The 11,276-nt window shown below is 67.1% G+C and carries 12 protein-coding genes, 2 tRNA genes and 1 pseudogene; 7 read left to right on the top strand and 8 right to left on the bottom strand.

Annotated features, from left to right (window positions below; all coding sequences use genetic code 11):
* Positions 1–84 precede the first annotated feature (84 nt).
* Positions 85–157: transfer RNA gene (locus ELQ90_RS07535), tRNA-Arg, on the bottom strand.
* Between the two features lie 60 nt (positions 158–217).
* Positions 218–439, bottom strand: coding sequence for an SCO4848 family membrane protein (locus ELQ90_RS07530; RefSeq protein ID WP_128494633.1), 222 nt, complete (start codon positions 437–439; stop codon positions 218–220).
* Between the two features lie 60 nt (positions 440–499).
* On the opposite strand from ELQ90_RS07530, the gene orn reads away from it, so the two are divergent.
* Both orn and ELQ90_RS07520 read left to right on the top strand, forming a co-directional pair.
* Positions 500–1,120, top strand: a complete 621-nt coding sequence (gene orn / locus ELQ90_RS07525) for an oligoribonuclease (protein WP_128494632.1) — start codon at positions 500–502, stop codon at positions 1,118–1,120.
* Between the two features lie 47 nt (positions 1,121–1,167).
* Positions 1,168–1,243: transfer RNA gene (locus ELQ90_RS07520), tRNA-His, on the top strand.
* Positions 1,244–1,462: 219 nt separating this feature from the next.
* Here the strand turns inward: ELQ90_RS07520 and ELQ90_RS07515 are convergent.
* Positions 1,463–1,798: a hypothetical protein gene (locus tag ELQ90_RS07515; protein ID WP_128494631.1), complete on the bottom strand. Its 336-nt coding sequence runs from the start codon at positions 1,796–1,798 to the stop codon at positions 1,463–1,465.
* A 264-nt stretch (positions 1,799–2,062) separates the two neighbouring features.
* Here ELQ90_RS07515 and ELQ90_RS07510 point away from each other — a divergent pair, with 264 nt between their 5' ends.
* The 4 genes from ELQ90_RS07510 (at position 2,063) to ELQ90_RS07495 (ending at position 5,148) form a co-directional block, all read left to right on the top strand.
* The gene (locus tag ELQ90_RS07510; protein ID WP_128494630.1) at positions 2,063–2,437 is read left to right on the top strand and encodes a single-stranded DNA-binding protein; all 375 of its coding nucleotides are present in this window, start codon (positions 2,063–2,065) and stop codon (positions 2,435–2,437) included.
* Positions 2,438–2,550: 113 nt separating this feature from the next.
* Positions 2,551–2,985: a DUF6993 domain-containing protein gene (locus ELQ90_RS07505; protein ID WP_208020585.1), complete on the top strand. Its 435-nt coding sequence runs from the start codon at positions 2,551–2,553 to the stop codon at positions 2,983–2,985.
* 4 nt (positions 2,986–2,989) lie between these two features.
* On the top strand, positions 2,990–4,672 hold the full coding sequence (ettA, locus tag ELQ90_RS07500; protein WP_128494629.1) for an energy-dependent translational throttle protein EttA: 1,683 nt from the start codon (positions 2,990–2,992) through the stop codon (positions 4,670–4,672).
* On the top strand, positions 4,672–5,148 hold the full coding sequence (locus ELQ90_RS07495) for an acyl-CoA thioesterase (RefSeq protein ID WP_128494628.1): 477 nt from the start codon (positions 4,672–4,674) through the stop codon (positions 5,146–5,148). The genes ettA and ELQ90_RS07495 overlap by 1 nt, the downstream gene beginning before the upstream one ends.
* Before the next feature lie 21 nt (positions 5,149–5,169).
* Here ELQ90_RS07495 and ELQ90_RS07490 read toward each other — a convergent pair whose 3' ends face one another.
* Entirely contained in the window at positions 5,170–6,030 is an 861-nt protein-coding gene (locus ELQ90_RS07490) for an acyl-CoA thioesterase (RefSeq protein ID WP_128494786.1), read from the bottom strand.
* A 64-nt stretch (positions 6,031–6,094) separates the two neighbouring features.
* Between ELQ90_RS07490 and ELQ90_RS07485 the strand changes: the two genes are divergently transcribed.
* Entirely contained in the window at positions 6,095–6,754 is a 660-nt protein-coding gene (locus tag ELQ90_RS07485; protein ID WP_128494627.1) for a DUF8185 domain-containing protein, read from the top strand.
* Positions 6,755–6,782: 28 nt separating this feature from the next.
* On the opposite strand, the pseudogene ELQ90_RS07480 reads toward ELQ90_RS07485, so the two are convergent.
* The 4 genes and pseudogenes from ELQ90_RS07480 to pepN all read right to left on the bottom strand — a co-directional run.
* Positions 6,783–7,046 (bottom strand): annotated as a pseudogene (locus ELQ90_RS07480) (FAD-binding protein); the annotation flags it as partial.
* Positions 7,047–7,149: 103 nt separating this feature from the next.
* On the bottom strand, positions 7,150–7,542 hold the full coding sequence (locus tag ELQ90_RS07475; RefSeq protein ID WP_128494626.1) for a globin: 393 nt from the start codon (positions 7,540–7,542) through the stop codon (positions 7,150–7,152).
* Positions 7,539–8,564: a mechanosensitive ion channel family protein gene (locus ELQ90_RS07470; protein WP_128494625.1), complete on the bottom strand. Its 1,026-nt coding sequence runs from the start codon at positions 8,562–8,564 to the stop codon at positions 7,539–7,541. The genes ELQ90_RS07475 and ELQ90_RS07470 overlap by 4 nt, the downstream gene beginning before the upstream one ends.
* Before the next feature lie 83 nt (positions 8,565–8,647).
* Positions 8,648–11,194, bottom strand: coding sequence for an aminopeptidase N (gene pepN, locus ELQ90_RS07465; RefSeq protein ID WP_128494624.1), 2,547 nt, complete (start codon positions 11,192–11,194; stop codon positions 8,648–8,650).
* Positions 11,195–11,276: the final 82 nt, after the last annotated feature.

The raw sequence follows: 11,276 nt of genomic DNA, 5'->3' as shown, positions 1-11,276 counted from the left end.
TACCGGGGTGAGCATGGCGCTGCCGCCCGGTTGTGCTGCGGGAGGTTCGACGCCCGCGCGGTTCCGGGTTGGCGACCGTCACGGTGCCCCCAGCAGGACTCGAACCTGCAACCTACGGATTAGAAGGCCGTTGCTCTATCCATTGAGCTATGGGGGCCGACCGCCTTACAGGATAGCCCACGGCGCTCGGGCGCCGAGAGGCGGAACGACCGCGCCGTCAGGTGCCGACGACGAGGGCGACGACTCCCAGGATCGCCGAGACGGCGGCGATGACGAGGGCGATCGTGATGAGCACCAGGTGAACGCGGTAGAACGTCGTGCGGGAACCGTCGGCGGCGCGTGACCGGGGGTCCTTCGCGATCCGGCCGAGGAATCGCGGCCAGACGATGACGTTGTAGGCGGCGTTGACGAAGAGGGCGACGGCGAGTGCGACGAGCATGATGCCCACAGCCTAATCGGCGGCGGAGGACCCTCTGCGCGCCCCGGATAGGATCGAACCATGAGCACTGGCAAGGACCTTCTCGTCTGGATCGACTGCGAGATGACGGGACTCGACCTGTCCGTCGACGAACTCGTCGAGATCGCGGTCGTCATCACCGACTTCGAGCTGACTCCGGTCGACGAGGGTCTCAGCGTCGTCATCAAGCCGAGCGATGCCGCGCTCGCCAATATGGGCCCCTTCGTCACCGACATGCACACGAGTTCGGGTCTCATCGAGGAGATCCCGAGCGGCGTCGATCTCGCCGAGGCCGAGTTCCAGGTTCTGCAGTACGTCGTGAGTCACATCCCCGAAGCCCAGAAGGCGCCCCTCGCCGGTAACTCCATCGGCACGGATCGTGCGTTTCTCGCTCGGTTCATGCCGCGGCTCGACGCCCACCTCCACTACCGCAACGTCGATGTGTCCTCGGTGAAGGAGCTGGCCCGTCGGTGGTACCCGCGTGCCTACTTCAACGCCCCGTCGAAGGACGGCGGCCATCGCGCTCTCGCCGACATCCTCGAATCGATCCGCGAGCTGGCCTACTACCGTGCCGCGGTGTTCGTCCCCATGCCCGGCCCCACCTCGGACCAGGCGAAAGCGGCAGCCGAGGCGACCGTGAACGCGTACGCCTCAAACGTGTAATACACTCTTTGAGTTGCCTCTCGCCGTCCGACGGCGGGACGGACATGGTGGGTATAGCTCAGCTGGTAGAGCGCCTGGTTGTGGTCCAGGAGGTCGCGGGTTCAAGCCCCGTTACTCACCCCAAGTCTTCTCGCGAGGCCCTCACCCGCGGTGGGTCACGGTTCGGTGCAGTGCGTTATCGGACGCTGTGCTGTCGCACGCGCTCAATTCTCGTGCGGGCTGAGCCTTCGCAGGCGCCGACTTGCTCGGGCGCCGACGTGTCCGGGCGCCGACGTGCTCAGGTGCCGACGTGCTCAGGTGCCGACGTGTCCAGGCGTCGACTTCTTCTGAAGCTGGCGTCATTCACGCGCTGTACCAGAGGCACTCGAGGGCGTCGTCCATGGACCAGAAGCGCCCTCGGTCGATGAAGCGTGCGTGATCGGGGGAGTAGCGCTTCGCGAGGTAGACCTCGCCGCCAGCGGTGTCGAGCAGTTCGACGTGGCCGAGGACGGCGAACGAGTCGGTCGAGACCCGCCACAACCGTTCGCCGCGCGGATCGACGCGGACACGCCCGCCGAACGCTCGGGGCGACGATGCGCTGGGCCGAGCCGAAGCCGGAACTACGACCGCGGCCGAGGCCGAGGCCGAGGCCGAGCGTGATTCGTCCATCGCGGTGCGCGTGGTCGTCGTGCTCTGCATGTTGCTGTCCTCTCGTGTCGGCGGCCGGCCCCGCTCTGGTGATGTCTCGAATCTACGGACGACCACCGACATTCCGGAGAAACCACAACCTGTCGTCCTCAGCGACGAGACCGCCTCGGACCGCACAGACCAGCGAGCGACCGCCCGTGAGGAGAAGCGGGGACGGGACACTCCGTAGGGCGGTCGCCGCTCCGACAGTGACCCGGCACTCGCTCCGGAGCGGCGACCGTCACGTCCACCTCATCCGAGCGGAAGGGAGCCGCCATGAACGGCAGGATCACGGTGAGCGGCGTCGTCCAGACCGACCCGCGGTCCCTCACGACCGTCGAGGGGCTCGCGATCGCGACGTTCGCCATCCGAGCGACGGCCGATGTCTCGTCGCGCATCCGCATCTCAGCGAGCCGCGAGTTCGGCCCGTTCGTCGTGACGGCGCTCGACGCCCTCGCCGATGCCGTCGCCACCGGTGTCCGCAGCGGCGACCACGTCGTCATCGCCGGCTCTCTTCATCTCGCGCCGACGAGCGAGAGCGGTTTCGTCGTCGCCGAGCTCCACGCCGATGCCGTGGGCCTCGACGTTCGACGACGTCGTGGTGACCGCCGCCCTGTGGGCTGTCACGATTCGCGCATCCTCCCCTCCTAGACTCGATGTGGACTGCGCCGCCGGAGCACGGTCCGGGAGAGGAAGCAGTCGTGGAGCCCGTCGGTGTGGAGAACGAGCGGCGTCGATCATCCGGCCGAAGAGGTTCCGTCAGCGTGTTGATCGGACTCTCGATCGTCGCGATCCTCGCCGCGTGCACGCAAGCACCCTCGGACGAGAAGACTGCTCCGGCGCCCGCGACGACAGCACCCGTCCCCGCGGTCGCACTCGTTCCGGAGGGCTCGGCGGAGGACAACAAGCCGTTCTTCGACCAGGTCAATGCCGCGACGGCGCAGAACGAGGATGCAGGAGGCCGCGACTTCGTCGACGCCCTCGTCGCGTCCGGCTTCGACAAGGCGGCCATGGAGGTGACGAAGGACGCGACCACGCTCGGTGACCGAGCGGAGTCCATCCAGTTCAGCGTCCGCTGGGGCGATTCGTGCCTCATCGGACAGTTCGGTCCAGCGGTCGGCGGCTACCACTCGACGATCCAGCCCGCTCTCGGAACGGATCGGTGCCTGATCGGGGAGACGCGGCCCATAGACTGGTAGGGATATGGCCGAATACATTTACTCGATGGTCCGCGCCCGCAAGGCGGTCGGAGACAAGCTCATCCTCGATGACGTCACCATGGCGTTCCTGCCGGGTGCCAAGATCGGCGTCGTCGGCCCGAACGGCGCTGGAAAGTCGACGATCCTCAAGATCATGGCGGGGCTCGACACCCCGAGCAACGGGGAGGCGAAGCTCACCCCCGGGTATTCCGTCGGCATCCTGATGCAGGAGCCCGAACTCGACGAGACGAAGACCGTTCTCGAGAACGTCCAGGAGGGCGTCGGCGAGATCAAGGGCAAGATCGACCGCTTCAACGAGATCTCCCTCGCGATGGCCGAGCCCGACGCCGATTTCGACGCGCTCCTCGCCGAGATGGGTGTGCTCCAGGAGGCGATCGACGCCGCCGACGCATGGGATCTCGATTCCCAGCTCGAGCAGGCCATGGACGCTCTACGCACGCCGCCGGGAGATGCGAGCGTCGCCAACCTCTCCGGTGGTGAGAAGCGCCGCGTCGCCCTCTGCAAGCTGCTGCTGCAGAAGCCCGACCTACTCCTCCTCGACGAGCCCACCAACCACCTCGACGCCGAGAGCGTGCTCTGGCTCGAGCAGCACCTCGCGAAGTACCCGGGCGCCGTCCTCGCCGTGACCCACGACCGGTACTTCCTCGACCACGTCGCGGAGTGGATCGCCGAGGTCGACCGCGGTCACCTCTACCCCTACGAGGGCAACTACTCGACGTACCTCGAGAAGAAGCAGGAGCGGCTCCAGGTCCAGGGCAAGAAGGACGCGAAGCTCGCGAAGCGTCTCTCGTCCGAACTCGAGTGGGTCCGGTCGAACGCCAAGGGCCGCCAGGCGAAGTCGAAGGCGCGACTGGCCCGCTACGAGGAGATGGCGGCCGAGGCCGAGCGCACCAGGGTGCTCGACTTCGAGGAGATCGTCATCCCCGTCGGTCCTCGACTCGGCAGCCAGGTCATTGACGCGTCCAAGCTGCAGAAGGGCTTCGGCGACCGCAAGCTCATCGATGGCTTGAGCTTCACGCTGCCGCGGAACGGCATCGTCGGAGTCATCGGCCCGAACGGCGTCGGAAAGACGACGCTGTTCAAGACCATCGTCGGTCTCGAGCCTCTCGACGGCGGCACCCTCAAGGTCGGCGAGACCGTCGACATCTCGTACGTCGACCAGAGCCGCGGCGGCATCGATCCCAACAAGAACCTGTGGGAGGTCGTCTCCGACGGCCAGGACTACATCCAGGTCGGCAAGACCGAGATCCCGTCCCGCGCGTACGTGTCCCAGTTCGGCTTCAAGGGACCGGACCAGCAGAAGAAGGCCGGAGTGCTCTCCGGTGGTGAGCGCAACCGTTTGAACCTCGCGCTCACGCTCAAGCAGGGTGGCAACCTCCTGCTCCTCGACGAGCCGACCAACGACCTCGACGTCGAGACGCTCGGGAGCCTCGAGAACGCGCTTCTCGAGTTCCCCGGCTGCGCCGTGGTCATCACACACGACCGGTGGTTCCTCGACCGCATCGCGACCCACATCCTCGCCTACGAGGGCACGGAGGAGGACCCGGCGAACTGGTACTGGTTCGAGGGCAACTTCGAGGCGTATGAGGAGAACAAGATCGAGCGGCTCGGTCCGGACGCGGCGAAGCCGAACCGCTCCGCCTACCGGAAGCTCACGAGGGACTGATGCGGGTCCACGTCCCGGTCCATCTCCGCTGGGGCGACCTCGACGCGTACAACCACGTCAACAACGTGGAGGTCCTGCGTCTGCTCGAAGAGGCGCGGGTCCGAGCGTTCTGGCGGAGCAGCGACGACGCCGGCGGCGTCGACCAGGGCATGGCCCTCATCGAAGCCGAAGCCGGTTCCGACACGATCACGCTCATCGCCCGCAACGAGATCGTCTATCACGCACCGATCGAGTACCGGCGGTCGCCGCTTGATGTCCAGATGTGGATCTCCCATCTCGGCGGCGCGAGCCTCGACGTGAGCTATGACGTCCGCGGCACCGGCGACCGCCATTCGGAGCTCTACGCCCAGGCCGTGAGCACCATCGTGCTCGTCGACGCCGCTTCGAGCCGACCGCGCCGAATCACCGATGAGGAACGAAAGGCGTGGTCCGAGTACCTCGGTGAGCCGCTCCAGCTGAGCCGCCGACGGTCGTGACCCTCGCGACGAGTCTTCCCGTCAGCGGAGCGTCGGAATCCTGATCATGCCCTCCTGGGCGACGCTCGCGACGAGGACGCCGGAGCGCGTGTAGAACGAGCCGCGGGAGAGGCCGCGTCCTCCCGATGCGCTCGGTGAGTCCTGGATGTACAACAACCAGTCGTCGACGCGAGCCGGCCGGTGCCACCACATCGCGTGATCCAGGCTCGCGATCTTCGCGCCTGGAGTCGCCCACGGGACGCCGTGCCGCCGGAGCACCGGTTCGAGGATCGAGTAGTCGCTCGCATAGGCGAGGGCCGCCTGATGGATGAGCGGCGAGTCGGGGAGCTGGCTGGTCGCGCGGATCCAGATCGCTTGCCGATCGGTGCGTTCGCCCTCGACGGACAGGTAGATGGGGGAGGGGATGTGGCGCATGTCGAAGGGACGGTCTCTCGCCCACGTGCGCGCCACCGGATGGTCGATGTCTCCGAGGACCTCGGCGGCCGACGGGAGGTCCTCGGGCATCGGCAGGTTTTCGGGCATGGCGTTCTGGTGCTCGAGCCCCGGGTCCTCGTCCTGGAACGATGCGATGAGCGAGAGGATGGGCACGCCCTTCTGGTATGCCTGCGTTCGCCGCGTCGAGAACGACCGACCGTCGTGGATTCTGTCGACGGCGAACGTGATCGGGAGTTCGGAGTCGCCGGCGCGGAGGAAGTAGCCGTGCATCGAGTGGACCGAGCGGTCTGCATCGACGGTGCGCATCGACGCGGTCAGGGCCTGAGCGAGCACCTGCCCGCCGTAGACGCGGCCGTGCGGCATGCGCTGCGACGGCCCCGTGAAGATGTCCTCCTCGGTGCGGGCGCCCGTGTCGGTGAGGTCGAGGGTCTCCAGTAGCGATTCGATCGGGTTCACGTAGGGCCTCCTCACGGCACCATCGGCGGCGTCCGTCCCGTAAGTTTATGAGCACATGAGTGTTACGATCTCCTTCACCACAGCCGACGCCGTCGCGGACATGCGGACGTTCCTGTCCCGTGCCGCTCGCGTCGACGACACCGCCGCCCGACTCGTCGTGCGGGGCGACGTCCTGGCCGTCTACGTGGCCGCGTTCTCGCCCAAGGGCTTGCTCGATCGGGGTTTCACCGTCCTCGGCCTGCGGACGGTGCGCGTGGTCGCGACCGGCGACCTCGATCTCGTTGTGCCCCTCCGGAGCGTGCTCGATCGCCTCGCGACTCCTGAGATGGCATCGGGGGACCGCCTCGCAGTCGTTCTCCCGGCTCAGCAGATGACCACGGTGTGGGCGGGGATCTCGCCGCCTCGTTCGGGATGGCTGCCGGTCGGCTCGGTCTCGTCCACCGTTCTCGCGGATCACGCGAGACGAGGAGCGATCGAGGTCGCGAAGGCGGTGCCGACCGCGGCGGGGGACCACATCGTGCATTCGGTGAGGCAAGCGGTGTGGACGCGCTCCATCGAGGGGCGCGACGACGTTCCGGCCGGCGCGGCCTTCGCCGCCGACGCCTTCGGGTTCCTGGCCGATCCCCTCGAGGAGGTCCCCCTCTTCGTGAGCGGGCCCTGGGTGCGTCTCAGCCCGCGACGCGGACACATCCTCGCTCGACGCGGCGTCGCCTGAGCCGCAGCTGCCCGCACGGCGGGCAGGCTCAGATCGCCGCCGCGACGCTCCCGCCGACGGCGCGACCCGAGAAGAGGCACCCGCCGAGGAAGGTCCCCTCCAGCGCGCGGTAGCCATGCATGCCACCGCCACCGAAGCCTGCGACCTCACCCGCGGCGTCGAGGCCCGGGATCGGGACGCCGTCGTCTCCGAGCACGCGGCCGTCGAGGTCGGTCTCGATGCCGCCGAGGGTCTTCCTGCTCAGGACGTGGAGCTTGACAGCGATGAGCGGTCTTTTTCGTCGCGTCGTGATGCAATCGATCGTATGACCCCGCAGCCGCTTCGAGATGATGCGTGTCGGTCACTCCGTCGATGTCCGCCCGCCGGGCACGCGCACAGGACGACTGCGACGAACGCTATTCGTCGAAGGTGTTCACCATTGCGTGAGCGGCCCGTTCCAGGTACGACCACAGCTCGGCCTCGTGCAGTGGCGAGAGCCCGAGGGTGTCGACGGCTGCTCTCATGTGAAGGAGCCAGCGGTCGCGCGCATCGGGGTTGATCCTGAAGGGCATGTGCCGCATCCGGAGCCGCGGGTGTCCGCGTGTCTCGCCGTAGGTGGAGGGGCCGCCCCAGTACTGCTCCAGGAAGAGCAGCAGGCGCTCGGAAGCAGGACCGAGATCCTCCTCAGGATACATCGGCTTCAGGACGGGATCGTCCGCGACGCCACGGTAGAACTCGGTCACGAGCTTCTCGAACGTCGGTCGCCCGCCGACGTCGTCGTAGAAGCTCTTCGCCAGGAGATCGCTCATTCGCCGGGGTTCGCTTTCGGTCTCGTCGTGCGCAGGGTCTTCTTCGTCGTCGCGGGTTGCTCGACGACGCCGACGGGTTTCGTCCGCGGGGGTCGCGCTCCCGCGATGCTCGCCGCGCCGTCGAATCCGGAGAGGACGACGCTCTTGAGCGACGGGAGTCTGACGTCCATGTCGTCCATCGCCGTCTTCAACCGGGCGCGCAGTTCGCGCGCGACATCGTCCTTCGCGCTCGTGCGTGTCTTGACGACGAGGCGGACCACGAGGGCGTCCTCGGAGATCGACTCGAGCCCCCACGACTCGGGCTTCTCCATGATGCGGGTCCGCCACTTCGGCTCTTTGGCGAAGGTCGTCGCGGTGTCGAGCAGGCGATCCTGGATGGCGTCCACGTCGACGTCGTAGGGTACGGCGAGATCGACGATGACGCGCGCCCAGCCCTGCGACATGTTGCCGACGCGGAGGATCTCGCCGTTGCGCACGAACCAGAGCGTTCCATTGACGTCTCGCACCTGGGTGATGCGGATGCCGACGGCCTCCACCACTCCGGTCGCGGGGCCCAGATCGACGACGTCGCCCACGCCGAGCTGATCCTCCATGACCATGAACAGCCCGTTGAGCACGTCCTTGACGATGTTCTGCGCGCCGAAACCGAGTCCGGCGCCGAGCGCGGCCGTGAGCAGAGCGAGCGAGCCGATGAAGTCGGGACTCACGGTGTTCACGACGGCGACGACGGCCACGATGCCGACGACGACGTTGACGATGTTGGAGAGCACCGTCCCGATCGTCCGCGTGCGCTGGACCAATCGCACGGCCGCGAGCGGCGAGACGCTCAGCTCCTTCGTGTCGTCGGCGTTATTGGAGCGTTTGACGCCGTTGACGATGCGGTCCACGACTCGGCGGATGCCGAGCCGCAGGAGCCAGACGGCGACGAAGGCGAAGATCACGATCAGAACGACTGCCGTGATCTTGCCGAGGAACGTCGCGAAGAACGCGTCCAATGCCTTGGTGATCTCGGTGAGGTTCATCGCCCCCAGTCTATCGAGACCCTCTGACGACGAGCCGAGGGCCGGACGTGCTCACGGACGTCCGGCCCTCGGTCACACGGGTGTCAGGAGGCGTCGCGCTCCTGCGCGGCGATCGCCCGCTCGACGCCCGCGAGGTTCTCGAGCACGAGACGACGGAGAGCCGCCGGCTGCTCGGGGTTCGCGTCCAACCAGGCTCTCGTCGCATCGGCCAGCTCCCGGTCGGCGAGAGCCGACGGATACATGCCGGCGACGAGGTACTCGGCGATCTTGTAGCTGCGCGTCTCCCAGATTCCTTCGAGGGCCGAGAAGTACCGCTCAACGAAGGGGCGCAGCACATCTGTGTCGGTCGCACGCTGGAAACCGAGCCCCGTCGAACGGACGATCGTGTTCGGCAGCCTGTCCGAGTCGAAGACCGACGACCACGCGGCCGCCTTGCCCTCCGCCGTCGGGATGGCCGCGCGCGCGTGAGCGGCCGACTGCTGACCCGTCGCCGTGTTGTCCGCGGCGAGTTCCGCGTCGATGACCGACTCGTCGGCCCGGCCTCCGGCGGCGAGCGCGATGAGCAGTTCCCAGCCGAGGTCGGTGTCGATGTCGAGACCCTCGAGCGTCTCCGACCGGTCGCGCAGCGTCTCGATGATGTCGAGGTGCTCGTCGCTCGATGCCAGCGCCGCGAAGAACTTCACGAACTGGAACTGGGCGTCGCTCCCCGCGTCCGCGTTCTTCGCGAGCTCCCACAGCGCTGCCGCCGCCGTCGCGTTGACGGCGTCGCGCTTCTCCGGTGCCACGTATGCGCTGACCGCGAGCAGCAGCTGGTTGAGCGTCGTGCGGATCGTGGTCGATTCCGTCTCACTCGCGATGTTCCCGAGGACGAGGGCGACGTAGTCGCTCGCGGGCGTCTCGGCATCACGCGTCGCGTCCCAGGCCGAGCCCCAGACGAGCGACCGCGCGAGCGGGCTCTCGATGTCGGAGAGGTGCGCGATCGCGGTCGCGAGCGACGTCTCGTCGAGGCGGATCTTCGCGTAGGCGAGGTCGTCGTCGTTGAGCAGAACGAGGTCCGGCCGTGTGAGTCCGATGAGCTCGGGAACCGGCGACGCGGGGCCGTCGATGTCGATCTCGACCCGGTGCGTTCGGACGAGCGACGAGCCCTCGAGTGAGTAGAAGCCGATCGCGAGCCGGTGAGGACGGATCGTCGGGTAGTCGGCGGGAGCTGACTGCTCCACGACGAAGGACGCGATCACGCCGTCGTCGTCCGTCTCGATGGCCGCCCGGAGCGTGTTGACGCCAGCGGTCTCGAGCCACAGCTTCGACCACGAGCGCAGCTCGCGTCCGCTCGTCCGCTCGAGCTCGTCGAGGAGGTCCGTGAGCTCGGTGTTGCCGAAGGCGTGCTTCGCGAAGTACGCGGAGACGCCGGCGAGGAAGTCCTCCTGGCCCACCCACGCGACGAGCTGCTTGAGCACGGAGGCACCCTTGGCGTAGGTGATGCCGTCGAAGTTCACCTGCACGTCTTCGAGGTCACGGATCTCCGCGACGATGGGGTGCGTGGATGGCAGCTGGTCCTGCTTGTAGGCCCACGACTTCTCCATGGCGGTGAACGTCGTCCAGGCCTCGGTCCACTCGGTCGCCTCGGCGACGGCGAGCGTCGACGCGTACTCGGCGAAGGACTCGTTGAGCCAGAGGTCGTTCCACCACTTCATGGTGACGAGATCGCCGAACCACATGTGCGCGAGCTCGTGGAGGATCGTCACGACGCGACGCTCCTTGACGGCATCGGTCACCTTCGACCGGAAGACGTAGGTCTCGGTGAAGGTGATGGCTCCGGCGTTCTCCATCGCACCGGCGTTGAATTCGGGGACGAAGAGCTGGTCGTACTTCTCGAACGGGTATGCGAGACCGAAGGCGTTCTCGAAGAAGGCGAAGCCCTGGCGGGTCTTCTCGAAGATGTAGTCGGAATCGACGAACTCGGACAGGCTCTTCCGTGCGTAGATGCCGAGGGGGATCGTGCGGCCGTCGCTCGAGGTGAGTTCGCTGTGCGTCGACACGTAGGGGCCGGCGACGAGCGCCGTCACATACGACGAGAGCACGGGAGTGGGGGAGAACGACCAGGTGCTGACACCATCCCGCACCTCGACGGGCTCGGGTGTCGGTGAATTGCTGACGACGCTCCAGTAGGAGGGCGCCGTGACGGTGAAGGCGAACGTCGCCTTCAGATCGGGCTGCTCGAACACCGCGAACATGCGGCGCGAGTCGGGGACTTCGAACTGGCTGTAGAGGTAGACCTCGTCGTCGACGGGGTCGACGAACCGGTGCAGGCCTTCTCCCGTGTTCGTGTAGCGAGCGTCGGCGACGATCGTGAGTTCGTTCTCGGCGGCGAGATCATCGAGCTGGATCCGCACGCCGTCGCTCACGACGGCGGGGTCGAGCTCGCGGCCGTTGAGGGTGACCGAGCGGACCGCAGCGGTGATCGCGTCGATGAACGTCGATGCTCCGGGCGTCGCCGTGAAGCGCACCGTCGTCGTGCTGAGGAACGTCTCGGGACCCGTCGTCAGATCGAGCGTGACGTCGTAGCTCGACGTCGAGACGATGGCCGCACGTTCGATCGCTTCGGCTCTGGTGAGGTTCTCTCCGGGCAACAGTGCCTCCTGTGATGTGGTCGGATTCTGTCCATTCGCCAGCCTACTGCTGGGCGTTCGGCGCACCAGTCGGCGTTAGAGT

The organism is Labedella phragmitis, from assembly GCF_004078635.1.
Lineage (GTDB): Bacteria > Actinomycetota > Actinomycetes > Actinomycetales > Microbacteriaceae > Labedella > Labedella phragmitis.
The sequence above is the reverse complement of the archived record's forward strand: the minus strand, read 5'-3'. Positions and strand labels throughout refer to the sequence as shown.